A 23,092-nucleotide genomic window follows, 5' to 3' on the forward strand; every position below is an offset into this window, starting at 1 on the left:
ATTACTTGATGACCACGGGGTTGACCGGGGCGCCCGAGCCGTTGACGATCTTCAGCGGCGCCGCGGTGTAGAGGAAGGTCCACTGGCCGTCCCGGGCGCAGTCTTCGGCCAGTTCGTCCAGGGCGATGATTTCGGAGAACGCCACGCCCAGGTTCCTCATGAGCGCGTTGTGCAGGGGCAGATCCACGCCGGTGACCGGGTCACGGGTGACCTCATTGGCGATCGTGTCCGTGACGAGGTTGGGGATCTCCATGTCCTGGAACCACTGCACCAGTTCAGGGCTGTAGGTCAGGCCCGGTTCGATGAAGTCCCGGTAGAACTCGGATTCCGGGGTGCGGTAGTAGGAACCGATCCAGCCCGTGCGAACCAGGAGGACGTCCCGCTTCTGGATCTCGACGCCCTGTGCCTGGGCGGCCTCCATGAGGTCCTCATGGGTGAAGGTCTCGCCCCGGTCCAGGACGTCCTTGCCCCGGTGACGGGCCATGTCGATGAGGATGCCTCGGCCCACCACGCCCTTCTCCGCGATGGGGAAGATGCTGGCCTTCTTCACGGCGCTCGTGGTGGTGTCAGCGGAGTAGCCGTTGTAGATCTGGTCGCCGTACCAGACGTGTCCCAAAGCGTCGTACTGGCTGGAGCCCTGGAGGTACATGATGATCATGTCGTCGGCGTATTCCATGTCGCCGTTGTAGTGCGGGCCGTTCCCGGCGAGGTAGTCGCCGCGGTCCATCACGTTGATGCGCTGTGCGGTGCGCCGGCCCGGCCAGATCGGGTCGCCCTCCGGGTTGGCGATCGGGATGCCCAGGGTGAAGGACTTCCCCGAACGGATCTCGCGGACGCCCCGGAGAGCCTCCTCATCGGTCAGGTAGTTCAGGGACCCGACCTCGTCCTCCGGGCCCCACTTCCCCCAGTTCTTAGGGGAGTCCTTGAGCAGGTCCACGAACTTGGGGACCTCGGTGGATACGGCGTTCTGGGTGTTGTCGGACACGGCCCGGCTCCTTTGCTTGGCGATGGTTGTCTGTGCCGCGAGGCCTTCCTCAGAGGCCTCCGCGTGATGTCTGCCACATTCACGGTAAGTGTCAATTGGATCCAATGCAAGTGGATTTCTTCAAATATCCCTCTTGAATCCGCTCGAATGTATCCATTACAGTCCTTACTGAGATCCGAATCACATCAACACCAAGGAGTCCCCATGGTCCGGCCAACTCATCCCCGACGCATCGCCAGCGTCACCGGGGGCGCCTCCGGCATCGGCCTCGCGTTCGCCCAGCGCTGGGTCGACGACGGCGGTGCAGTCGTCCTGCTCGACCTGAACGCCGACGCGTTCGACGACGCCGTCGAGCATCTGGGCGGCCCCGACAAGGCGCGGGGCTGCACCGTCGACGTCACCGACGCGCGGAGCGTCGCCGCCGCCTTCGCAAGCATCGCCGAGCAGGAGGGACGGCTCGACGCCGCGGTGAACTGCGCCGGCATCGCCCGCCCCGCGCCGTCGTCGGAGGTGAGCGATAAGGACTTCGTGCGCCTGGTGGACATCCACCTCCACGGCACGATGCGCGCCTGTCAGGCCGCCTATCCGCTCCTGAAGGAGTCGAATGGATCCATCGTCAACATCTCCTCTGTGGCTGCCTCCTCCGGGATGCCGGCGCGAGCCAGCTACTGCGCGTCCAAGGCCGGCATCGAGGGCCTGACCAGGACTCTCGCCGTGGAATGGGCACCGGACTCCGTCCGCGTCAACGCCGTGGGGCCGGGCTACACGCGGACCGCTCTGACGGAGAAGCTCATGGCGGAAGGGAAGCTGGACGTCTCGCCGCTCGTGGCGCGCACACCGCTGGGCCGCCTCGCGGACCCGCGGGAGATCGCCGCGGCCATCAACTTCCTGGTCTCCGAGGACGCCTCCTACATCACGGGCCAGTCCCTCCTGGTGGACGGCGGCATGACCGTGGACGGGAACTGGTACTGATCATGACCGGAATCCCCGGGCTCGCCGGAACGGAACACATCGGATTCACGGTCCCCGATCTCGAAGAGGCCACCCGTTTCTTCGTGGACGTCATCGGATGCGAGCTGGTCTATTCCCTGGGCCCGTTCCGGGACGACGGGGACTGGATGCAGGAGCATCTCAACGTGCATCCGCGTGCCGTCATGAAGGAGCTCCGCTTCTTCCGGTGCAAGCACGGCCCCAATTTCGAAGTCTTCTCCTACACCTCACCGGACCAGGCCACCGTCCAGCCGCGCAATAGCGACGTCGGCGGTCATCACCTGGCGTTCTACGTGGACGATCTGGACGCAGCGGCCGAATACCTCAGAAGCCGCGGAGTCCGCGTCCTGGGTGAGCCCACGGCGAGCAGCGGGCCGAGTGCAGGACAGCGCTGGCTGTACTTCCTCTCGCCCTGGGGGATGCAGTTCGAGCTGGTCAGCTTCCCCGGCGGCAAGAAGTACGAAGCCACGAGCGAGGTCCTGCTCTGGGATCCCCGGGGCACCGCCTGATGACCGCGATACTGGGGGATGGACCTCCAGGGAGGAGGCCGTCTCACGGACCATGAATTGAGATGCCATGACCAGCCCTACCGTCGCGAGCGTCAGGATCGCTCAGGCCCTGCACGAGTCGATCCTCAGGGGCGAGCTCAAGCCCGGGGAGCGGATCCGGCAAGAGGAGATCGCGGCCGAGTTCGGCGCCAGCCGGCTCCCCGTCCGTGAGGCCCTCCGGCTTCTCGCCGCCGACGGCCTGGTCACCATGGTCGCCAACACCGGCGCCTGGGTCGCCCAGCTGAACCTCCGTGAGGCCACGGAGATCTACAAGATCCGCGAGCGCATCGAACCCCTCGCCCTCGCGGAGAGCATGCCTCGTCTCACCGAGGCCGACATTGACCAGATCTCGGGTCTCGCCGACGCCATCGACGGCGTGGAGGACACGGATTCCTTCCTCCGGTTGGACCGGGAATTCCACCTCGCCACGTACCGTCGGGCCGACATGCCCGCGCTCGAGGCCATGGTTCTGCGGTACTGGAACACCACCCAGCACTACCGCCGCGCCTACTACGAGCTCCCCGGCAGCGGGGGGCACTGGACCATTCACTACGAGCACAAGCTGCTTGTGGACGCCATCCGCAGACGCGACACCGACGAAGGTGAGCGCATCCTGCGCAGCCACATCCGGAGGACCAGGCTCGCCCTGGCCGAGCATCCGGAGATCTTCCCTAAGGATTGACAATGAACTTTGACTTCACCGGCCGTACGCTCCTGCTGACAGGTGCCGCGGGAGGCATCGGCCGTGAAATCGCCAAGCTGTTCCACACCGCAGGCGCCAACCTGGTCCTGGCGGACCTCAATGAGGACGCCCTGCAGGAAGTCGCGGCCGGGCTCGGCGAGGGCCCGGGGCGGATTCTCTGCCGCGCCACCAACGGCGCGGACCCGGAGGACATCGCCGCCACCGTCGGCGCCGCGGTGGACACCTTCGGCGGGCTGGACTTCGTGGTCCCCGCCGCCGGCATCTACCCTGAGCGCGATGTCGAAGACATGAGCGACGACGAGTGGCGGCTGGTGCAGTCCATCAACCTGGACGGTGTCTTCTACCTGCTCAAGCGTGTGATCCCGCACCTCGCCGACAACGCGGCGATCGTGAACTTCGCCTCCGTCGCCGGCCACCGTGGCAGCCGCAGCCACGCCCACTACGCGGCCAGCAAGGCGGGCATCATCGCCCTGACCCGCAGCCTGGCCATGGAGCTCGGCTCCCGCGCCCGCGTCAACGCCGTCTCCCCCGGCACCATCGAAACACCCATGACCATCGGCCTGATCCGCGACCGCGGTGAGTCGATGCTGGCCAACACCCCACTGGGCCGCAACGGCCGCCCGTCCGAAGTCGCGTCCGTCGTCGGCTTCCTCTGCTCCGACGCGGCGTCGTTCATCACGGGAGAGACCGTCCACGTCAACGGCGGGCTCTTCATGGCCGGCTGACCGCCCGCCGCCTTCCCACTTCTCACTTCCCACCGAGGGCACCGCCCTCCTCAGCTCCCGGTCATGCGTCCGGGGGCCATCCCACCACGCCTTCATCCGGCCCCTTCCGGCCGGAAACAAAGATAGAGAGTCATGTCCATGACCACCACCAACATCGCGGCGACCAAGCCGCGGGGATTCTTCAGCCGCATCGGAAACAAGCAATCCTGGATCGCCATGGGCCTGTTGTGGGGCCTGTTCGCCATGAACGGCAATATGCGCTCCTGGGCCATCGGCAGCCTGCAGCCGGCCATCGTCAAGGAATTCAACGTCGATCCCACCACCATCGGCCTGTTCGCCGGGTTCGTCACCCTGGCGCAGGGCCTGTTCGCGATTCCCATCGCGCACTGGTCCGACAAGGGCGGAGCCGGCTGGCGCAGGAAGTACCGGTACATCGCAGTGGTCCTCGCCTACGTGGTCCTGACCATCCTGACCGGCGTGAACATCTTCACCGTCAGTCTCCTGGCCGTCTTCATCCTGCAGTTCCTGCAGAAGGTGTTCAGCGGTGCCGGGGAGGCTCTGGAGGTGACCAATGTGACCGAGTGGTGGCCGGTGGAAAAGCGCGGCTTCGCACAGGGCCTGCACCACACTTCCTACCCGTGGGGCACGTTCATCGGCGGCCTGATCATCGCAGGCATGCTGAGCGCGTTCGGCCAGGATCAGTGGCGCATGGTGTTCCTCATCCTCCCGCTGATCAGCTTGCCGCTGCTCATGATGTTCTGGAAGTTCTCCAGCAAGAAGAACTACGACAAGTTCACCGCGGACACCCTGGCCCGTGGGCAGACGGTTCCGGTCGGTCACGGTGGGGCGGACAAGGTCCCGGCCGGCGCGCTCAAGCGGGCCTTGAAGAACCCGAACGTCATGATCACCTCTCTCATCATGGGCCTGGCGCTGGCGGTGTACACGGGCATCAGCTTCTGGCTGCCGCTCTACCTGGCCTTCGTGGCGAACTTCAACCTGGCGGACACGGCAGCGCTCAGCGTGGTCTTCACCATCACCGGCGGCGTCGGGCAGATCCTCTGGGGTTCGGTCTCCGACAAGCTCGGCCGGAAGCTCACCCTCATCGTCCTCTTCATCTGGCTCGCGATCGCCCTGGTTCTCATGCAGTACATCGGCCTCGGCATCATCGCCCTGGTGGGCCTGCAGCTGCTGCTCGGCCTCGCGACCAACGGCGTGTACCCCGTGCTCTACGCCATGGCCGCGGACTCGATCGAACCGGGCGCCGTGGGACTCGCCATGGGCTTCAACGTGGCGGGTCAGATGATCGCCGCGATCGGGCCCATCGCCGTGGGCGCCTTCATCGCCGCCGGAGGAGGATTCCACGACGCCTCCGGCTACATGGTGGGCCTGTACGTGATGGCCGCCGCGATGCTGCTCTGCGCGGTGCTGATGTTCCTCTTCACCCGCGAGACGATCGGCTGGTTCCGCAAGCGGGACCGCGCCCTGGTCTCCGAGACCAGCTGCCTCCAGGGCCCGCTGCACGCCGGAGCCGAGAGCTAAGCTCTCCCTTTCTCCTTCCGCGAACCGTCATTTTGTCGCAGTGTTTGTGTCAAACACTGCGATCAAGTGGCGGCTCGCGGAGGAGTGGGGGCGGAAGTCTGCGCCCGGCGGAGCGTGGTGGTGGACAGGACCACGATCTTCAGGCCCACCAGCACGCTGCGCAGGCCGAACGCGACCGCCAGCACCGCGGCACCGGATGCCGGGAGCACCGCGCAGAACACTGCGAGCGCCAGGTCCAGGACGCCGCGGAGCAGGTCCTGCCGTCGCGCCTCAGAATGCCCGCGCGCCACCTCCACCAAGCGCGTCGCCCCGCTGGACAGGAACACGAGCGCGGTCAGATACACCAGCACCTCCGCGGGCAGCGGCACGGCGAGCACGACGACGCCGGCCACCACCCAGCAGACGCCCAGCAGCATGGGCCAGAGGCGCCGTCGTCGTGGATCAGCTGAGCGCGCCTCCTGCGCTCTGCCGTCTGAACGCGCCTCCTGCGCGGCGTCCGCGACGTCGTCGAGCCCGGACAGCACGAACCCCACCCCCGCGTACACCTCGATGCGAGTCAGCGCGCTGAGCGGATGGACGAAGAGCCACACACCACCGGCGAGCGAGAGCAGCCCCACCAGGAACACCACCCACCAGGGCAGCCGGCCGACGTGCTTGCGCATCACCCCGGGCAGGGCCCAGAAACGCCGGTGCAGGGAACTCATGGCCCTATCTTCCCCGCGAGAAGACAAAAGTTGCCGCTCACCGTGACGGCAAGCGGCAACTTTTGCGCTCTCGCGGGGAGGAGAGATCAGTCCTCGAAGTACTCGATCCGGGCGCCGATGGAGTTCAGGCGGTCCGCCAGCTCCGCGTAGCCGCGCTCGATCACGTAGATGTTCCGCAGCGTGGACGTCCCGCGGGCCGCCAGCATGGCCAGCAGGATGCAGGCGGCGGGGCGCAGGGCCGGCGGGCAGCCGATCTCCGCGGCACGCCACTTGGTGGGGCCGTTCACGTACAGCCGGTGCGGGTCCAGGAGCTGGACGTTGGCACCCAGGCGGTTGAGCTCCGTCAGGTAGATGGCACGGTTCTCGTAGACCCAGTCGTGGATCATGGTCTGGCCCTGCGCGTTCGCCGCGATGACGGCGAAGAACGGCAGATTGTCGATGTTCATGCCCGGGAACGGCATGGGGTGGATCTTGTCCACGGACGCGTGCAGCGTGCTCGGCTTGGTGGTCACGTCCACCAGGCGGGTGTGGCCGTTGTGCGCCACGTACTCGCCGGAGATCTCCAGCTCCTGGCCCATGTGCTGCAGGAATGCCAGTTCGATCTCCATGAACTCGATCGGCACGCGGCGCACGGTCACCTCGGAATTGGTGACGATGCCCGCGGTGATCAGGCTCATGGCCTCAATGGGGTCTTCGGAGGGGTAGTACTCGATGTCCGCGTTGATGTTGGTGCGGCCTGTGATGCGCAGCGTGGTGGTGCCGATGCCCTCGATGGTCACGCCGAGCATCTGCAGGTAGAAGCACAGGTCCTGGACCATGTAGTTGGGGCTGGCGTTACGGATCACGGTGGTGCCGGTGCGGTGCGCGGCCGCCATGATGGCGTTCTCCGTGACGGTGTCGCCGCGCTCGGTGAGCACGAAGGTGCGGTCCTTGGTGTCCGCGGCGGGCGCCTGCACGGAGTAGAAGCCGGACTTGGCCTCCACGCTGAGCCCGAACTGGCGCAGCGCCTGCATGTGCGGCTCCACGGTGCGGGTGCCGAGGTCACAGCCGCCTGCGTAGGGCAGCTGGTACTCCTCGCGCTCGTCCAGGAGCGGGCCGAGCAGCATGATGACGCTGCGGGTGCGCCGCGCGGCGTCGACGTCCATGGCGTCCAGGTCCAGGACGGCGGGGCGGCGGACGCGCAGGTCGTTGTCGTTCAGCCAGGTGCACTCGACGCCGATCGACGCCAGCACCTCCACGATTCGGTTCACCTCCTCGATGCGCGCCAGGCGGCGCAGCGTGGTGGTGCCGCGGTTGATCAGGCTGGCGAGCAGAAGCGCGACGCCGGCGTTCTTGCTGCTGTTGACGTCCACCGCGCCGCTGAGCTGCTGTCCGCCCTGCACCCGCAGGTGCGTCTGGCGCGGCCTCGCGGGGGTGACGAGCGTGGCTTCGAAGAGGTCCTCGAGCCGGCGGATCATGCGCAGGCTCAGGTTCTGCTTGCCGGTCTCCATGCGGGCCACGGCGCTCTGGCTGGTTCCCAGCTCCTCCGCCAGCTTGCCCTGCGTCCAGCCCTTGTCGCTGCGCGCGTCGCGGAGCCAGGAGGCCAGGTGATCCATCGTCTCAGTCATGGGCTCGAATATATCAGATATGAGTTACGCACCTCGCTTAGCCGTCATACCGGCGCGCCCTCGTGGGAAATTTGGGATACCTGAGTCGATTCGCGCATATTCTGCACCCCCGCCGACGCGCCACACGAAACCATCGCAGGAAACACCGGGGGCCGGTGGGAGACCCCCGTCTCCCACCGGCCCCCGGCTCGCCTCAGGCGTGCTGTGCGCTCAGGCGCTCAGGCGTTCAGCGCGGTGTAGTACGCCGCGGCTTCCTCGCCCAGGACACCACGCTCGATGGTGACCTCATCGCGCAGACCCACCAGGTCCAGCAGCTTCTCCACACTGTAGCCACCGGGCGCCTCGATGCCGGGCACGGACTGCACGGCGATGACGAAGTGCCGGATTCCGGCGTTCAGCAGCGCACCGGCGCACATGGCACACGGCTCGAAGCTGGTGATCAGCGTGGAGTCGGACAGGTCCAGGCCCCACTGCGCGTTCGCGGCACGGACGGCGGCCAGCTCGGCGTGAGCCGTGACGTCCTGCGTGCTCTCCACCGAGTTGCGCACCACGACGGTCCCGCGCGGGCCCGTGATGACGGAGCCGTAGGGGTGATCCCCGGCGGCCTCGGCGATCCGGGCCTGCTCAAGGGCCTGGCGTACGTGCTCTTCGTGGTTGGTCATATCTCTCCTTGGGGTGCGTGTGATGAATCAGGCTGCGACGGCGCGGTCGAGGCGACCGCGCGAGATGATCGCGATCTGGCCGAGCGCAGCCTGCAGCTCTGCCTCGGTATCGGCGCTGATCCGGCGCTCGAACTCCGCGAAGATCGAGTCCTTGGTGTGGCCGCGGACGGCGATCACGAACGGGAAGCCGTGACGCGCCTGGTAGTCGCGGTTCAGCGTGGACATCCGGGCGAACTCCTCCGGGCTGAGGGAGTCGAGACCGGCACTGGACTGCTCACCGACCGACTCCACCGTCATCTCGCCGGCCTGGGCCTCCTTGCCCGCCAGGGCGGGGTGGCCGTTGAGGAAGTCGAGCACCTTCTGGCGGTCCGCGGACTCGACGACGGCGAACATCGCGCGGTGCAGCGCGTCGACGTCGGCGAACGGCCGGGAGTCCCAGGCCGCCTCGGCGACCCACGGGGAGTTCTCGAAGATGGGGCCGAGGACGGCGACGAACGCCTCCCGGTCCATCGCATTGACGTCGTTCAGGGTGGTCTCGGTCATGAGTTCGTCTCAGCTTTCTTGGTGTCGGAGTTACCGCCCCGCCGGCTCTTCGACGGGGATGGAGTCGGCGCCGGCCTTCGGTGCCTCACGGAACTTGGGGACCAGCAGCAGAATCAGGATCGTGGCGCAGATCTCCACGCCGGCGACGATGAGAAGACCCGGGGCCAGGCTACCGGTGGAGTCCTTCAGCGAGCCGAGCATGTACGGCGCGCCGAAACCGGCGAGGTTGGCGATCGAGTTGATCAGGGCGACACCACCGGCGGCCGCAGCCCCGGCGAAGAAGCGGTTGGGCATCTGCCAGAAGACCGGGATGGCGGACATGGTGCCGACCAGTGCCAGGGCGAGGCAGGCGATGGCGCCGAGCGGGCTGACGGTGATCAGCAGGGCCGCACCGGCCAGACCGAGAGCGCCAAGAGCTGCGGAAACGGAGGTCTGGACCCGGGATTCGCCCGTGCGGTCCGAGATGAACCCGGCGCAGATCATGCCGGCGGCGCCCAGCAGGTTGATGCCCGCCATGATCCAGCCGACCACCAGCGGGTCCTTGAAGCCGACCGTGGCGACCAACGAGGGACCGTAGAACGTCAGCGAGGAGTTGGCGGCGATGATGCAGAAGAAGATGAGGATGAAGAGCCAGATGGTCTTGCCCTTGAGCGCGGCGAGCATGCCGTGCTGGCGACCCTCGGCGTGCTCTTCCTTGTCCAGTTCACCCTGCACGAAGTCACGCTCGGCCTGGGTCAGCCACTTGGCGTGATGCGGGCGGTCCGTCAGGTAGAAGAGGGTGGCGATGCCCAGGATGATCGACGGGATGCCTTCGATGATGAAGACCCACTGCCATTCGGCCAGGCCGGCCACGCCGCCCATGCTGGTCATGATCCAGCCGGCGAGCGGGCCGCCGACGACGCCGGCGAACGCGGAGGCGGACATGAACATGCCGAACGCCTTGGCCCGGCGGTTGGCCGGGAACCAATAGGTCAGGTACAGGATGATGCCGGGATAGAAGCCGGCTTCGAAGACACCGAGCAGGAAGCGCAGGCCGTAGAAGATCTCCGGCGTGGTGGCGAACATCATCAGGATGCTGACGACGCCCCAGCCGAGCGTGATACGCATGATCGTCTTCTTGGCGCCGATCCTCTGCAGGAGCAGATTGCTCGGGACCTCGAAGAGGAAGTAGCCGATGAAGAAGATGCCGGCGCCCAGGCCGTAGATGGCCTCGCTCCAGCCGAGGTCGTCCAGCATGCGGAGCTTGACGAAGCCGATGTTGACGCGGTCGATCCAGGCGACGATCCAGAGCAGCATCAGGAACGGCACCAGCCGGAAGAAGACCTTCCGGTAGATGCTCTCAGCGAGCGCGGGAGTGACCGCCGCGGTCTGAGGTGTGGACATGGAAATCTCCTTTGATTTCCCGGGACGCCTCCGCGTCTCGGTTCGGAGCAGGCGCACCCACCAGGCGCCCACTTTCACGATCCGAAATATAAATTCCAGAAGCGCGAGTGATACCGGAAATCTACAAGGAGGTGGAAAATGAATTCAAGTTACCTGTGTCACATTCAGCGCCGGGTATACCAACCGGACGCCTCGATCAGCGCCCTGACCAGCGGAATCACAAGGTTCCGCGCCCGCAACATGGCATACCATCTGAGCGCCGTCACAGACGGCCGTTGACCCCGGAGGGACCCCGGGGAGAGCCCCGCGGGGGCCGAAACCGGCAGGCGGCGTGCCGTCAGTACACCACGTGCCAGGCGCCGGTGAGCAGCGAGGTGCCCACGGCGAGGCCCGCCAGCAGGACCGCCCCGAGCAGCACCCAGGCGTCCGCCCGGACCATCCTCGACGGCCGGGCCCAGCTCCGGGGGCCGGCACCGAAGCCGCGGGCCTCCATGGTCACGGCCAAGCGGGACGCCCGGCGGATCGACTGGACCAGGAGCCCGAAGCTCTGACCCAGCTTGGCCCCGATCCCGGCCAGGAAGCCACCCGAAGACCCGACACCACGGGCCCGGCGCGCCATGCCGATGGTCTGCCACTCCTCCACCATGAGCCCCACCAGGCGCAGCGCAGCCAGGGTCCCCAGGACGAAGCGGTGCGGAAGGCGGGCCAGCTGCGCCAACGCATCGGCCAGCTCGGTCGGTTCCGTGCAGGCCATCATGATGACGGCGGGAAGCGCGATCGCCAGACCACGCAGCGCGAAGCCCACGCCCAGCAGCAGCGAGTGCTCGCCCATGGTCCAGATCCCCACACTGAAGATCAGCGGCCCCTTGTCCGGCGCCAGGACGGCCGTGCTCCAGCCGCCCAGTAGGGCTCCGCAGACCAGTGGCCAGGCACGCAGCCACAGCGTTCGGAGGTTGAGTCCCGCCAGCGGCAGCACCAGCAGCTCGCCGAGCACGGCGATCCCGGCGGACAGCCAGTCGATGGACCACACCAGCGCCACCGTGATGACCACCAGCGCACCGAGCTTGGCGAGCGGGTTCACCCGGCCGAGCAGCGGCTGAGCCGCGCGCGCGGAGGCATACGGGTCGACGGCGGCCGCCGTCGTCGTCGGTGCGGATACGGCACTCATGCGCCTTCCTTTCCCACGGTGACGGACCGCTCAGCCGTGGCGGGGGAACCCGCAGCGAACTCGGAGGCGCCGAGCGCGCGGGTGAAGTCGGCGTCGTGCGTAACGGACAGGACCGCGACGCCGTCGGCGAGCAGCTCCAGCAGCAGCGAGCCGAGCTCCGCCCAGGTGTTGGCGTCCTGCCCGAAGGTCGGCTCGTCCAGGATCAGCAGCCGCGGGTGGGCGGCCAGGACGGTGGCCACGGAGAGCCGGCGCTTCTCGCCGCCGGAGAGCGTGTACGGATTGGCGTCCACCAGGTTTTCGAGACGGAGGCGCTGCAGGAGCTCGTCCACGCGGTCCTCGCCGCGGCCCAGCTGCCGTGGCCCGAAGCGCAACTCGTCCAGGACGGTGCCGGTGACGAACTGGTGCTCCGGTTCCTGGAACACGGTGCCGATCCGGGTGATGAGCTCCTTGGCCCTCCAGCGGTGCGGTTCGGGGTGCCGGGGCACTGAACCGCCCGCGGCCAGCAGCGCCTGAGAGCCGACGACGGCGCCACGCACCGGGGCGAGCAGGCCCGCCAGGGTGAGGGCCAGGGTCGATTTGCCCGCCCCATTGGGGCCGGTCACGGAGAGCGCCCGGCCAGATTCGAGGGTCAGGGAGACGTCGCTCAGCACCGGGGCGGGAGCCTTGGAACCGAAGCCCCGGCGCATGGCGGCGGCACGGCTCACCGCCAGGTGCCGGGCGTCGAGGAGCGTTTCGCCGGCGCCACGTGGCGCGGTGCCTTTCAGGGCCGGCACCCGGCCGGGCACCCAGACACCCTGGGCCGCGAGGGAATCCCCCCGCGCGTCCAGCACGGCGGACGGAGGCCCGGAAGCAACGACGCCGGACGGACCGGCACCCGTGGAACCCTGACGCCCTGAACCCAGCACCACCACACGGTCCACCACGTCCTTCCAGACCTCCACGCGGTGCTCCACCACCAGGAGCGTGGCCCCCGTGGCGGCGACGGCGCGGATCACGGCGTCGCGGACCTCCAGGACGCCGGCGGGGTCCAGATTGGCGGTCGGTTCGTCCAGCAGGACCAGGCCGGGCCGCATGGCCAGGACGCCGGCGAGCGCCAGCCGCTGCTTCTGACCGCCGGAGAGCGCGTGGGTGGGGTGGTCGAGCGGCAGGGAACCCAGCCCGACGTCGTCGAGCGCCTGCCGGACACGGCCCCAGATCTCCGCCGGCGCAACGGCGAGGTTTTCGGCGCCGAAGGCGACGTCGTCGCCCACCCGGCCCAGGATCACCTGGGTCTCCGGGTCCTGCTGCACCAGCCCGGCGCGGCCGCGGGCTTCCCGCGGCGAGCGGCCGTCCACCAGCAGCGCGCCGGTCTCATCGGCGTCGTCGTCCTCGGAAGAGCCCAGCACCCCCGCCAGGGCGTGCAGCAGCGTGGACTTGCCCGCGCCGGACGGACCGAGCAGGAGGACCTTCTCCCCCGGCTCGATGTCCAGGTCCAGGCCCGCGACGGCGGCGCGGCCGCGGCCGCCGTGCCGCCAGCCCCAGCCGCGGGCGGTGACCCTGGCGGGCCGGACTTCCGTGGACGTCATCGGATCAGCGGAAGGCGGGCTCGGAGCCGGCCTTGCGTGACGCGAAGGCGGACAGCGCGCCGGTCTTCGCCAGGCCGCGGGTGGCCAGCCAGGACAGGGCGCCGGCGATCACGGCGCCGGAGAGGATGCAGAACACGGTGTAGAGGGCCTTGGAACCGCCGTCCCACTCGATGTTCCAGCCCCACGGCATGAAGTTGTCGTTGATGGAGCAGCCCAGGCCGGCCAGCGCGCCGGAGAGGATCCCGACGGGCAGGTTGAACTTGCGGTAGAGGAAGATCGCCAGGGCGATCTCCGCGCCGAGGCCCTGGATGGCGCCGGAGGCGAGAACGGTGAGGCCGTACTGGGAGCCCATGACGAGCTCGGAGCAGGCCGCGATGACCTCCACGAACAGGGCCGCGCCCGGCTTGCGGATGATGAGTCCGGCGAGGACGCCGGGCAGCAGCCAGCCACCGACGTAGAGGCCCCCGCCGGGAGGGAAGGCCGTGGTGAAGGCGGTGATCAGGTTGGCGCCCTGGTCCCACGCCCAGAAGATCACACCGCCGGCGACGGCGATCAGGGCCGCCACCACGATGTCCACCACGCGCCAGTTGCGGCGCGTCGCGATTGCCTGAGTAGTCATGTCATCCTCCTGGGATTTCAGGAGGGGAGGTGCCTGGCGGCACGTTCTGAGATGCTCGACTCCCTATCGCCGGTACTAACCGGATCAGGTTCGAGGGTCTGCGGTTGTTCCGCACTCTCAGCGCCCACTCACCTTGCGGCGGCGGCGCTCCCCTGTCGTTTCTGGTGCAGCCCAGTTTATACCCGCGCCCGGGTCCGCGGCGGGGCCTGGGCGTCACAATCCGCGGGGCGGGGCTGGGGCGCCGCGGGGCGCCGAGTCAGGAACCGGAAGAGATTCGCTGCCGCAGCGGGGCGGACCGGGCTTCCTGGAATCCGGCGAGCACCATGACGGCCACCGTGCCGGTCCCCCAGACGGCGATCACGAGCCCGGGCGGCACCGAGTCGCCGCCGTCCCCGGCCGCGAGCGCGCAGGCGACAGCCACCGCCCCCAGGCACTGCCACAGGACCATGACCATGAGCGGGATCCGGGACACCACTTTCGACGCCGAAGCCGCCTCCCGGTCCGTGATGCCCGGCGCCTCTGCGGCCGCGTCCTCCCGGGTCCAGCGCCTCAGCCGTCTGGCCGCCAGAACGGACATCACCGTCAGCGCGGCCAGGACGATGCACAGACCCAGGGCGGACAGGGACAGCCCCCAGACGAACTGCCCGTGCAGGGACGCCTCCTTGCCGGGTGAGAACGTCAGCGTCTGCGCGGCCGCGCCGCGGCCCGGCTTCCTGATGATCAGTCCGGCCACGGTCAGCAGGCCGCCCAGGCAGGCCACGACGACGCCGGACATCGCCACCCTGCCCGACATCCGGATCCCGGCCCGCCGTTCAGTGGGGCGACCGGGGCCTGCGCTCGCGTGCGGACGGTCCGCTGCGGCGTCGTCGGCGGCGGCACTGTGGTCGGCTGCGGCGTCGTCGGCGGTGCTCGCAAGGGAGGCCTTCGAGCGCGCCCGATCCGGTCTCCGCGCAAGCCCGGCTGCGATGAAGAACAGCAGGGAGGCCGGGGGCAGAAGCAGCGTGAAGATTCCCATCAGCGCACGGACTCCCGCCGCTACGGTCTCTGCCGGTCCTGTCCGGAAGAACTCGTCCGCCAGGACCTGGCTCGTGACCATGGCGCACAGCGTCAGCGGAGCCGTGAGGAGAAGCCCCATCGCCAGGGTCTTCAGCGCCGCGGACATCAGGCGGGAGAACGGGACCCGTGGCTCCACGGCGGCGTCGGTCATGAGACAAAACTACAACGACAGGACGAACCCGGGCCGCCGACGTCTGCGCGACGACCGGAGGCGCCGCGTCCGGAGTTCCAGGTTTGGGATCCCATATGAGAACGATTATTAACAGTCGGTTATTACAGTTGCTATGTTCACCATTCTTTGACCGTGCCCCAGGTCACTTCCTACAGTTTCAGCACCTCGCATATTCATTTCTCGGACCGTGACCCGGGCGGCTGGCAGCACGACGATCTTGAGGCGTCACCCACCCGGTTCCGAGCCGCGCACAGTGTTCCGCGGCTTTTCGAGAAATCCCCTCTCACTTCCCTGAAGCAGCCCGGTATGCCGGGCCACAACCCGGAGTCAACCATGTCCTCTTCCGTGGAATCCCCACAACCCTCGGCCGCCGCGTTCCGGCCCGAGGAACGCGACCGCACCTTCCGCAAGGTGATCTTCCGCCTGGTCCCGTTCCTGACCCTCGTCTGGTTCCTGGCGTGGATCGACCGCGTGAACGTCGGCTTCGCCAAACTGACCATGATCGATGACCTGCACTGGTCCGAGGCCATCTACGGGGCCGGCGCCGGAATCTTCTTCCTCGGCTACTTCTTCTTCGAGGTGCCCAGTAATCTGCTGCTCCAGAAGATCGGCGCCCCGAAGACCATCATGCGGATCGCCCTGGGCTGGGGCGTGGTCTCCGTGCTCATGGCCTTTGTTCACGACCCGTGGCAGTTCTACGTCCTGCGCTTCCTGCAGGGCGCCTTCGAGGCCGGCCTGCAGCCCGGCGTCATCCTGTTCCTCACGTACTGGCTGCCCGCACACCGCCGCGGCAAGGCCATGGCGTTCTTCATGTCCGCCTCGGCCATGTCCCTCATGATCGGAAGCCCGCTGGCCGGTTTCCTCATGAACGCCTTCAACAATGTGGGCGGCCTGGCCAACTGGCAGTGGCTGTTCATCGTGGAGGGCATCCCCTCCGTGATCGTCGGCATCCTCGCCGTGTTCGTCCTGACCAACAAGCCCGCCCAGGCCAAGTGGCTGAGCGAGACGGAGAAGGAGCACATCGCCGCCGAGCTCGCTCAGGAGGCCGAGGTCCTGGGGCACCGCGAGCACAAGTTCTGGAGCTCTCTGCGCAAGCCCAGCTCCTGGGTCCTGATCCTCACTTTCTTCTGCATCGTGGCCGGCAACGCCACCCTGACCTTCTACGGCCCCAGCCTGGTCCAGGCCGTGGGCGTCAAGGACGTCACCACGCTCGGCTGGCTCATGTCCGTGGTCTACGCGTTCGGCTGGCTCGGCATGATCGGCAACGGCTGGCTGTCCGACCGCAAGCGTGAATCCCGCTGGCACACCGCCGTCGCGGCCGGCCTGGGCGCTCTCGGCCTCCTGCTGGCCTCCGTGTTCCTGGGCCAGCACAGCCTGTTCGGCGTGGTCGCCGCGCTGTCACTCTCCGCCGCCGGCACCATGGGAGCCATCCCGGTGTTCTGGAACCTGCCCGCCAAGTTCATGAGCGGCACGGCCCTGGTGGCCGGCGTGGCCGTCATCAACTCCGTGGCCAACCTGGCCGGCTACTTCGCCCCGCAGCTGCTGGGCACCCTGAAGTCCACCACCGGCGCCTACACGGGCGGCCTGGCCATGATCGCCGCCGTGGAAGCCGTGGCCGTCCTCCTGGTCCTGCTCTGCATCCGCAAGGACCAGACCGCCGCCCCGGTCCAGGACCTCGAGGCCGCCGACGTCCACTGACACCGGTTCGCCCGCCCCGGCCACGGCACCCCGGCCCCCCGCACAGGGGAGCCGGGGCGTTGTGCGTTCACCGCCGCGCCGCTGCGCCGCTGAAACAGCTGGTTTCCGCTGAGACAGTGGGTTTAAACCACTGTTTCAGCGGAAACCAGCTGTTTCGCCGGACCAGGGCCGAGCGGGTGCCTCAATCGAAACGGACGGCGTTCCACTCCAGCAGGCGCGGAGAGGCCAGACCCTCGAGGACGAACGGGTCACCCGCGATGAACCGCTCCGCGTCCTCCCGGGTGGTGAAGACACCCATGGATCCGCCGGCACGGTCCGGGGTGAGGAACGGCCCGAGCGCGATGAGCCCACCGCCCGCGGCCTGGAAGTCCCGGTAGTAGGCCTGGTGCCGCGGGAAGACGTCCAGGACACGGGCCCGGTCCGCGCCCTCGCGCAGGGTGTACAGCACGACGATCTCCATGGGCGGATCGTACCAACCGGCACCGCCGTCGTCGCCCTCTTGCCGAAACAGCGGGTTTCCGCTGAAACAGTGGGTTTAGACCACTGTTTCAGCGGAAACCCGCTGTTTCAGCAGGGCCACGAAGGCCGGCAGAGCCACGAGAGCCGCGAGCGCCCGGAGGGCCGGTTCCAGGGACGGTCAAGAGCCGGCCACGCATGCCCCATTCTCAGCATTTTCTGAGACTTTCTTCACTCAATGCAAGATTGCACTCCGTGCACCATGGCGCGTAGCATGGAACCATGAGTTCCACCACCCCCGACGCGGCCTTCGTGCGCGCCGGGACCCCCGTGGAGGACCGGGAAGAGAAGACCTCCCGGCGTGAGCTGAACAAACTGGCCACGCGCGCCGCCATCATCGAGGCGGCCGTGAACCTGCTTTCCGAGCACGGACTCGGCGGATTCACGGCGGAGGACCTGGCGGACGCCGCCGGCATCTCCCGCCGGACCTTCTTCAACTACTTCCCCAGCCCGGAGGCCGCCCTGGCCGCCACGGTCCAGATCTTCCTGGACGGCGCCATCGAGGAGTTCCGGAACCGCCCCCACCAGGAAAGCGTCCTGGACTCCGCCATCGCCGCCGTCACGGCCCTCGTGGAGCCGGGCGCCCTGTCCCGGATGGCCCGCGTCTGCCTCCTGACGGAGAACCAGCCCCAGGTCCAGCGCTGGCAGCTCATGGCGTGGGACGAGGCCACCGGCAAACTCAGCGCGGCCGCCGTCGAACGTCTGGGAACCGAAGCGGACCCCTTCTTCGTCAGAACCATGGTGGGCGCCATCATCGGCGCCGGGAAAGCCGCCATGGAGTTCTGGCTGGAGCACGAGGCACCCCGCAACGGTGAGGTGACCGACGCCCACAGCGCAGCCCTCAGACGGCTCATCACGCAGGCCCTGCAACACCTCCGCAACGGCTTCGCCTGAGCACCCCTGACCACCCATCCTGCCCACCGGCACCAACGGCATCGACAAAGGCATCAGACCATGGCACTCCTGCTCTACAGGCTCGGCAAGTTCTCCTACCGGCACCGCTGGTGGGTCCTTTCGTTCTGGCTTGTCGCCTTGCTGGCCGTGGGCGGCTCCGCTCTGGCCTTCCACGGCAAGCTCACCAACGACTTCAAGATCCCCGGCACCGAGACCCAGCGCGTCCTGGACCACCTCAAGGACGCCCTGCCCGAGGCGTCGGGCGGCACGGGCTCCGTCGTCTTCCAGACCTCGGACGGCAAGGCGTTCACGGATGACCAGAAGAAGGCCGTCGAGGACGCCCTGACCGGTCTCAACGGCAAGAACCAGGTGCAGTCCAGCGTGGACCCGTTCGCCACCCAGGCCCAGGTGGACGCCGGCCCCGGCAAGCTCGCCGACGCCAAGAAGCAGCTCGACGCGGGCAAGGCGCAGCTGGACGCCACCAACGCCCAGCTGGATGACGCCAAGAAGCAGCTGGACACGGCGAAGCAGCAGCAGGCCGCCGCGCAGGCCTCGGGCGCGAACATCCCGGCCGCTCAGGCCGCCGCCGCGGCCGCGCAGATCGCCGCGGCGCAGAAGGCGTACGACGACGGCCGGGCCAAGGCCGACGCCGCCGGCAAGGAACTGGCCTCCCACCAGGCCGAACTGGACGTGGCCCAGCGCAAGGCGTCCGCGGCGCAGGGCATCCGCTTCGTCTCCAAGGACGGCGCCACGGCCGTGGCCCAGGTGTCCTTCAAGGTCGCCCTCTCCGCGCTCTCCACGGAGGACCGCGACCAGGTGGTCAGCACCCTGGAGGCCACCCAGTCCAAGGGCCTGAACGTCTACCCCAGCAAGGAACTCTCCGAGGACCTCGGCAGCCTGGCCGGCCCCGGCGAGATCATCGGCCTGTGCGTGGCCGTCCTGGTCCTGATCATCATGCTCGGCACCCTCGTGGCGGCCGGCCTCCCGCTCCTCATGGCCATCGCGGGTGTGGGCGTGGGCGTGGGCGGCACCTTCGCCCTCTCCGGCGCCATCCAGATGAACAGCATGACCCCCATCCTGGCCCTCATGCTCGGCCTGGCCGTGGGCATCGACTACTCCCTGTTCATCGTCAACCGGCACCGCGGCCAGCTGCTGGCCGGCATGGAACTGGAGGAGTCCATCGGCCGCGCCACGGGCACCAGCGGCAACGCCGTGTTCTTCGCCGGCGTCACCGTGGTCATCACCCTCGCGGCCCTGGCCGTCCCGGGGCTGCCGTTCCTGACGCTGATGGGCCTGGCCGCCGCGGCCACCGTGGCCGTCGCGGTCCTGGTGTCCCTGACCCTGACGCCCGCCATGCTGGGCTTCCTCGGCCGCCGGGTCGCCACCAAGCGCGCCTGGGCGCGCGCCGCCGCCTCGGAGGCGGACCCGGACGCCCACACCCTGAAAGAGAACGACGCCGCCGGCCGCGGCTGGGGCGCGTGGGTCACCAAGTGGCCGTGGCTGGCCGTGCTGCTGGCCGTCGTCGTGCTCGGCACCGTGGCGCTGCCCGCGAAGGACCTCCACCTGGCACTGCCCGACGGTGGCTCCGAGCCCGCCGACTCCGCCGCGTACAAGGCGTACGCCGCGATCGGCCAGTCGTTCGGCGACGGCATGAACGGGCCGATCGTGGTGGTGGGCGAGTTCCCGGCCGGGCTGAGCGACCAGGACGCCGCCCTCAAGCAGCTTGACGTGGCGGACAAGCTCCGCTCCGTGCCCGGCGTGGTGGCGGCCGTGCCGGCCCTGCTCAGCGACGACCACCAGACCGCCCTGTTCCAGGTCATCCCGTCCAAGGGCCCGGCCGATCCGGACACCGTCAAGGTGGTCTCGGACCTGCGGGCCGAGGGCGCGCAGATCCAGAAGGACCTGGGCGTCACCATCGGCCTGACCGGGCAGACCACGGCCAACATCGACGTGTCCAACAAGCTCGTCGAGGCCATGCCGGTGTACCTGGCGATCGTGGTGGGGCTGTCCCTGATCCTGCTGCTCCTGGTGTTCCGGTCCGTCTGGGTGCCGGTCCTGGCAACGCTGGGCTTCCTGCTCTCGCTGGCCGCGTCCTTCGGCGCCGTGGTGGCCGTGTACCAGTGGGGCTGGCTGGGCGCCGTGTTCGACGTCAGCCACCCGGGACCGGTGCTGAGCATGCTCCCCATCATCCTGATCGGCGTGCTGTTCGGCCTGGCCATGGACTACCAGGTGTTCATCGGCTCCGGCATGCGGGAGGCGTACGCCCACGGCGCCGAGGCGAAGAACGCCGTGCGGATCGGCTTCCGGCACGCCGCAGTGGTGGTCACCGCCGCCGCGATCATCATGACCAGCGTGTTCGCGGGCTTCATCTTCAACCACCTGACCATGGTCCGGCCGCTCGGCTTCTCCCTGGCGTTCGGTGTGCTGCTGGACGCGTTCGTGGTCCGCATGACCCTGGTCCCGGCCGCCATGCGGCTGCTCGGCGCGCGCGCCTGGTGGCTTCCGGGCTGGCTGGAGCGGATCCTGCCCGACGTCGATGTGGAGGGCGCTCGCCTGAACCAGGCGGCCGTCGTGGCGGTGGCCGCCGAGGCCGGCGCCGGCGTCGTCGTGGACTCCGGGGAGGACGACGCGCCGTCCGCCGGCGGCAAGCGCGCCGCCGTGGAGGAGCCGGAGGAACCTGCGGCGCTGACCGGTTCCCACGCGCTCATCCAGGCGCCCGACGCCACCCCCACGGAGCTCGGTTCGCCCATGCCGGGCGGCCGGCGCGAGGCCCGGCAGCGGGAGCGCCTGATCGAGACCGGCATGATCCCGGTGGTGTCCGCCCCGGAGCCGTCCGAGGAGGACGAGGAATCGGACTCCGTCGGCGCCGGACGCTGACGATCCCGTGGGGCCCTGCCGGATGCGGCGGGGCCCCACGGTTTTGACGGAGCGATGCCCCGCGCCTTGTAGGCTGGGGCAGGAACGTCAGCCACTCCCTGAGGAGACAGCATGCAGCTTCTGTTCAAATTGCTCGGCACGGCCGTCAGCATCGGCGCGGGCCTCCTCGGTTCCAAGCTGGTGAACGCCGGCTGGGAGAAGGCCACGGGCAACAAGCCTCCGCAGAAGGGCGACGACGCCGAGGCCAGCCTGCGCGGCGCCCTCGCCTTCGCGATCATCTCGGCCACGGTCAGCGCGGCCATCCAGGTGCTCACCAGCCGCGGCACCCAGCGGGCGATCGCCAAGTTCAACAAGACCCGGGACATGGTCTAGCCGCACCTTCGCCCGCCCCCCTGGTTTAGTGCGCCCCGTCTCCGTGCGCTGAGCAGTGCTGCTGGCCGCCGTAGACCGGGACCGGAGCGGCGTCGACGGAGGCGTCATGGACCACCTCGCCGCCCACCAGGGTGAGGTCCGCACGCTGCTCCAGGAGGGCGGCCGGGTCCTGCTCGTGTTCGTAAAGGTTGGAGCTCCAGGCCACCAGGTCCGCCTGCGCACCGGCCTTGATGACGCCGAGCTCGTTCTCCGAGTGCCACGCCCAGGCGCCCTCGGCGGTGTAGCCCCGCAGGGCCTGGTCCAGGGTGAGACGCTCCGCCGGGGTCCAGGCGTCCGAACCGTCCAGGCCGGCCCGGGTCAGCGCCGAGTAGAAGCCCACCAGCGGGTCCATCTCCCCCACCTGCCAGTCGCTGGACAGTGCCACGTGGGCGCCGGATTCCACGAGGGAACGGAACCGCCAGGCGCGGTCCCAGCGCTGCTCGCCCACGTTCTCCATCCAGGTGCCCGCCACCAGGTCCGGCGAGCAGTGCCGCGGCTGCATGGCCGCCGTGACGCCGAGCTCCCGGAAGCGCGGCAGATCGGCCGGGTCCAGGCATTCGACGTGTACGATCCCGTGCCGGCGGTCGCTCGTCCCGTTGGCGCGTGCGGCGTGCTCGATCGCGTCGAGCGCCAGGCGGATTCCACCGTCGCCGGTCGCATGCGTGTGGGTCTGGAAGCCGAGCCGGTCCAGCTCGGTGACGATCCTGGTCAGCTCGCCGAGGGCCGCCGAGGGGTGGCCGCGATGACCGGGGCGGTTGGCGTAGTCGTCCAGCATCCAGGCGGTGTGGGGCTCGATCACGTCGTCCGCGTAGAGCTTGATGGGGCCCAGGCGAAGGCGGTCATGGGACGGCCCGTGATCCACGGCGTCGCGGAGCTCACGGCGGAAGGCGTCATCGGCGTCGACGGGGTGGAAGAGCGCCGCGATCACGCGGGAGGACAGCTTGCCCTCGCGGATGGCGCGGTCCAGGAGGGGCACCTCGGCGAGCGGGACCTGCGGCTCCACCACGGTGGTGATGCCGGTGGCGGTGGCCATTTCCAGGCTGGAGAGGAACTTCCGGTAGCGGCGGTCCGGGGAGTACATGGGGATGTCCCGCTGCAGCCCGGCCAGGCCGGCCGTGGTCATGGCGCTCGTGTAGAAGTCGGTGACCCAACCGGTGGGACGGCCGTCGGCGTCACGCTCTGGATTGCCCCAGGGGATGTCCCCGCCATCGCCGATGCCCAGCACGCGCAGTGCCGCCTCGTTGAGCCAGACGGAGTGCTGGTCGTAGGTGGTGACGAACACCGGGCGGTCCGTCAGCCCGGCCAGATCCCGGGCGTTCGGGCGGCGACCAGAGACCACGGAGTAGACCGCGTTCTCTGCGCAGATCCAGTCCAGTTCGGGGCGGCGGTCGGCCAGTTCCTTGATGCGGCGGCGGACTTCTTCGAGCGTCTCGGCACCTTCGAGGCTCACGGCATCAGCGTCGAAACCGAGCAGGAGGTGGTTGTGCGAGTCGATGACGCCGGGGGTGAGCAGCGCGCCGTCGAGGTCTCTGGTGTGCCGGGCGGCAGGGGCGTCAGCGGCGCTGCCGACGTAGCTGATCCGGCCGTCCGTGACCCCGACGGCCTCGGCCCAGGGCTGGGCGGGGTCGAAGGTGCGGACGGTGGCACGGGTGAGGAGCAGGTCGAGCATGGGAGTCCCGTCAGGAGGTCGAAGGAGTTTTTTGACGCTATTGTCAAAGAACTCCTCC

The 23,092-nt window shown here is 68.7% G+C and carries 21 protein-coding genes and 1 riboswitch; of the genes, 9 read left to right on the forward strand and 12 right to left on the reverse strand.

Features of this window, described 5'->3' with window-relative positions; translation table 11 throughout:
• Position 1: 1 nt before the first annotated feature.
• Positions 2-985, reverse strand: coding sequence for a cyclase family protein (locus tag Q9R02_RS06120; protein ID WP_305995781.1), 984 nt, complete (start codon positions 983-985; stop codon positions 2-4).
• 204 nt (positions 986-1,189) lie between these two features.
• On the opposite strand from Q9R02_RS06120, the gene Q9R02_RS06125 reads away from it, so the two are divergent.
• From Q9R02_RS06125 to Q9R02_RS06145, 5 genes are all read left to right on the forward strand, one after another.
• Positions 1,190-1,957, forward strand: coding sequence for an SDR family NAD(P)-dependent oxidoreductase (locus Q9R02_RS06125; protein ID WP_305995782.1), 768 nt, complete (start codon positions 1,190-1,192; stop codon positions 1,955-1,957).
• Positions 1,958-1,959: 2 nt separating this feature from the next.
• On the forward strand, positions 1,960-2,484 hold the full coding sequence (locus Q9R02_RS06130; RefSeq protein ID WP_305995783.1) for a VOC family protein: 525 nt from the start codon (positions 1,960-1,962) through the stop codon (positions 2,482-2,484).
• Positions 2,485-2,551: 67 nt separating this feature from the next.
• Complete coding sequence (locus Q9R02_RS06135; protein ID WP_305995784.1) at positions 2,552-3,205, forward strand: GntR family transcriptional regulator; 654 nt, start codon at positions 2,552-2,554, stop codon at positions 3,203-3,205.
• Positions 3,206-3,207: 2 nt separating this feature from the next.
• Entirely contained in the window at positions 3,208-3,951 is a 744-nt protein-coding gene (locus Q9R02_RS06140) for an SDR family NAD(P)-dependent oxidoreductase (RefSeq protein WP_305995785.1), read from the forward strand.
• Between the two features lie 138 nt (positions 3,952-4,089).
• Positions 4,090-5,490, forward strand: coding sequence for an MFS transporter (locus tag Q9R02_RS06145; protein ID WP_305995786.1), 1,401 nt, complete (start codon positions 4,090-4,092; stop codon positions 5,488-5,490).
• A 62-nt stretch (positions 5,491-5,552) separates the two neighbouring features.
• Here the strand turns inward: Q9R02_RS06145 and Q9R02_RS06150 are convergent, their stop codons facing one another.
• The 9 genes from Q9R02_RS06150 to Q9R02_RS06190 all read right to left on the reverse strand — a co-directional run bounded on the left by Q9R02_RS06150 (position 5,553) and on the right by Q9R02_RS06190 (position 14,948).
• The gene (locus tag Q9R02_RS06150; protein WP_305995787.1) at positions 5,553-6,194 is read right to left on the reverse strand and encodes an HdeD family acid-resistance protein; all 642 of its coding nucleotides are present in this window, start codon (positions 6,192-6,194) and stop codon (positions 5,553-5,555) included.
• An 86-nt stretch (positions 6,195-6,280) separates the two neighbouring features.
• On the reverse strand, positions 6,281-7,801 hold the full coding sequence (locus tag Q9R02_RS06155; protein ID WP_305995788.1) for a UDP-N-acetylglucosamine 1-carboxyvinyltransferase: 1,521 nt from the start codon (positions 7,799-7,801) through the stop codon (positions 6,281-6,283).
• 218 nt (positions 7,802-8,019) lie between these two features.
• Positions 8,020-8,463, reverse strand: a complete 444-nt coding sequence (locus Q9R02_RS06160) for a nucleoside deaminase (protein WP_305995789.1) — start codon at positions 8,461-8,463, stop codon at positions 8,020-8,022.
• A 27-nt stretch (positions 8,464-8,490) separates the two neighbouring features.
• On the reverse strand, positions 8,491-9,006 hold the full coding sequence (gene uraD, locus Q9R02_RS06165; protein WP_305995790.1) for a 2-oxo-4-hydroxy-4-carboxy-5-ureidoimidazoline decarboxylase: 516 nt from the start codon (positions 9,004-9,006) through the stop codon (positions 8,491-8,493).
• A gap of 30 nt (positions 9,007-9,036) precedes the next feature.
• A complete protein-coding gene (locus Q9R02_RS06170; protein WP_305995791.1) occupies positions 9,037-10,389 on the reverse strand; it encodes an MFS transporter in 1,353 nt (450 codons plus the stop codon).
• Between the two features lie 337 nt (positions 10,390-10,726).
• Complete coding sequence (locus Q9R02_RS06175) at positions 10,727-11,557, reverse strand: energy-coupling factor transporter transmembrane component T family protein (RefSeq protein WP_305995792.1); 831 nt, start codon at positions 11,555-11,557, stop codon at positions 10,727-10,729.
• On the reverse strand, positions 11,554-13,122 hold the full coding sequence (locus Q9R02_RS06180; protein ID WP_305995793.1) for an ABC transporter ATP-binding protein: 1,569 nt from the start codon (positions 13,120-13,122) through the stop codon (positions 11,554-11,556). The genes Q9R02_RS06175 and Q9R02_RS06180 overlap by 4 nt, the downstream gene beginning before the upstream one ends.
• A 4-nt stretch (positions 13,123-13,126) precedes the next feature.
• A complete protein-coding gene (locus Q9R02_RS06185) occupies positions 13,127-13,741 on the reverse strand; it encodes an ECF transporter S component (protein WP_305995794.1) in 615 nt (204 codons plus the stop codon).
• A gap of 43 nt (positions 13,742-13,784) precedes the next feature.
• A riboswitch (TPP riboswitch) is annotated at positions 13,785-13,905 on the reverse strand.
• Positions 13,906-13,997: 92 nt separating this feature from the next.
• Positions 13,998-14,948, reverse strand: a complete 951-nt coding sequence (locus Q9R02_RS06190; RefSeq protein WP_305995795.1) for a hypothetical protein — start codon at positions 14,946-14,948, stop codon at positions 13,998-14,000.
• A gap of 366 nt (positions 14,949-15,314) precedes the next feature.
• Between Q9R02_RS06190 and Q9R02_RS06195 the strand changes: the two genes are divergently transcribed.
• On the forward strand, positions 15,315-16,667 hold the full coding sequence (locus Q9R02_RS06195; protein ID WP_305995796.1) for an MFS transporter: 1,353 nt from the start codon (positions 15,315-15,317) through the stop codon (positions 16,665-16,667).
• Between the two features lie 181 nt (positions 16,668-16,848).
• Here the strand turns inward: Q9R02_RS06195 and Q9R02_RS06200 are convergent, their stop codons facing one another.
• Positions 16,849-17,127 carry a YciI family protein gene (locus Q9R02_RS06200; protein ID WP_305995797.1) on the reverse strand — a complete coding sequence of 93 codons (279 nt, stop codon included), beginning with the start codon at positions 17,125-17,127 and terminating at the stop codon, positions 16,849-16,851.
• Between the two features lie 278 nt (positions 17,128-17,405).
• On the opposite strand from Q9R02_RS06200, the gene Q9R02_RS06205 reads away from it, so the two are divergent.
• From Q9R02_RS06205 to Q9R02_RS06215, 3 genes are all read left to right on the forward strand, one after another.
• A complete protein-coding gene (locus Q9R02_RS06205) occupies positions 17,406-18,077 on the forward strand; it encodes a TetR family transcriptional regulator (RefSeq protein ID WP_305995798.1) in 672 nt (223 codons plus the stop codon).
• Between the two features lie 60 nt (positions 18,078-18,137).
• The gene (locus Q9R02_RS06210) at positions 18,138-20,954 is read left to right on the forward strand and encodes an MMPL family transporter (RefSeq protein ID WP_305995799.1); all 2,817 of its coding nucleotides are present in this window, start codon (positions 18,138-18,140) and stop codon (positions 20,952-20,954) included.
• Between the two features lie 111 nt (positions 20,955-21,065).
• A complete protein-coding gene (locus Q9R02_RS06215; protein ID WP_305995800.1) occupies positions 21,066-21,326 on the forward strand; it encodes a DUF4235 domain-containing protein in 261 nt (86 codons plus the stop codon).
• A 25-nt stretch (positions 21,327-21,351) separates the two neighbouring features.
• Here Q9R02_RS06215 and Q9R02_RS06220 read toward each other — a convergent pair whose 3' ends face one another.
• Positions 21,352-23,034 (reverse strand): amidohydrolase, encoded by a 1,683-nt coding sequence (locus tag Q9R02_RS06220; RefSeq protein WP_305995801.1) that lies wholly within the window; start codon positions 23,032-23,034, stop codon positions 21,352-21,354.
• Positions 23,035-23,092 lie beyond the last annotated feature (58 nt).

The sequence above is a fragment of the Arthrobacter horti genome (genome assembly GCF_030731045.1).
In the GTDB taxonomy this organism is placed as follows: domain Bacteria; phylum Actinomycetota; class Actinomycetes; order Actinomycetales; family Micrococcaceae; genus Arthrobacter_E; species Arthrobacter_E nanjingensis.

Excerpts from the sequence above, each read along its gene's own strand:
- Q9R02_RS06125 (WP_305995782.1), top strand. The coding sequence starts at position 1,190 with ATGGTCCGGCCAACTCATCCCCGACGCATCGCCAGCGTCACCGGGGGC.
- Q9R02_RS06130 (WP_305995783.1), top strand. The coding sequence starts at position 1,960 with ATGACCGGAATCCCCGGGCTCGCCGGAACGGAACACATCGGATTCACG.
- Q9R02_RS06135 (WP_305995784.1), top strand. The coding sequence starts at position 2,552 with ATGACCAGCCCTACCGTCGCGAGCGTCAGGATCGCTCAGGCCCTGCAC.
- Q9R02_RS06140 (WP_305995785.1), top strand. The coding sequence starts at position 3,208 with ATGAACTTTGACTTCACCGGCCGTACGCTCCTGCTGACAGGTGCCGCG.
- Q9R02_RS06145 (WP_305995786.1), top strand. The coding sequence starts at position 4,090 with ATGACCACCACCAACATCGCGGCGACCAAGCCGCGGGGATTCTTCAGC.
- Q9R02_RS06150 (WP_305995787.1), bottom strand. The coding sequence starts at position 6,194 with ATGAGTTCCCTGCACCGGCGTTTCTGGGCCCTGCCCGGGGTGATGCGC.
- Q9R02_RS06155 (WP_305995788.1), bottom strand. The coding sequence starts at position 7,801 with ATGACTGAGACGATGGATCACCTGGCCTCCTGGCTCCGCGACGCGCGC.
- Q9R02_RS06160 (WP_305995789.1), bottom strand. The coding sequence starts at position 8,463 with ATGACCAACCACGAAGAGCACGTACGCCAGGCCCTTGAGCAGGCCCGG.
- uraD (WP_305995790.1), bottom strand. The coding sequence starts at position 9,006 with ATGACCGAGACCACCCTGAACGACGTCAATGCGATGGACCGGGAGGCG.
- Q9R02_RS06170 (WP_305995791.1), bottom strand. The coding sequence starts at position 10,389 with ATGTCCACACCTCAGACCGCGGCGGTCACTCCCGCGCTCGCTGAGAGC.
- Q9R02_RS06175 (WP_305995792.1), bottom strand. The coding sequence starts at position 11,557 with ATGAGTGCCGTATCCGCACCGACGACGACGGCGGCCGCCGTCGACCCG.
- Q9R02_RS06180 (WP_305995793.1), bottom strand. The coding sequence starts at position 13,122 with ATGACGTCCACGGAAGTCCGGCCCGCCAGGGTCACCGCCCGCGGCTGG.
- Q9R02_RS06185 (WP_305995794.1), bottom strand. The coding sequence starts at position 13,741 with ATGACTACTCAGGCAATCGCGACGCGCCGCAACTGGCGCGTGGTGGAC.
- Q9R02_RS06190 (WP_305995795.1), bottom strand. The coding sequence starts at position 14,948 with ATGACCGACGCCGCCGTGGAGCCACGGGTCCCGTTCTCCCGCCTGATG.
- Q9R02_RS06200 (WP_305995797.1), bottom strand. The coding sequence starts at position 17,127 with ATGGAGATCGTCGTGCTGTACACCCTGCGCGAGGGCGCGGACCGGGCC.
- Q9R02_RS06205 (WP_305995798.1), top strand. The coding sequence starts at position 17,406 with ATGAGTTCCACCACCCCCGACGCGGCCTTCGTGCGCGCCGGGACCCCC.
- Q9R02_RS06210 (WP_305995799.1), top strand. The coding sequence starts at position 18,138 with ATGGCACTCCTGCTCTACAGGCTCGGCAAGTTCTCCTACCGGCACCGC.
- Q9R02_RS06215 (WP_305995800.1), top strand. The coding sequence starts at position 21,066 with ATGCAGCTTCTGTTCAAATTGCTCGGCACGGCCGTCAGCATCGGCGCG.
- Q9R02_RS06220 (WP_305995801.1), bottom strand. The coding sequence starts at position 23,034 with ATGCTCGACCTGCTCCTCACCCGTGCCACCGTCCGCACCTTCGACCCC.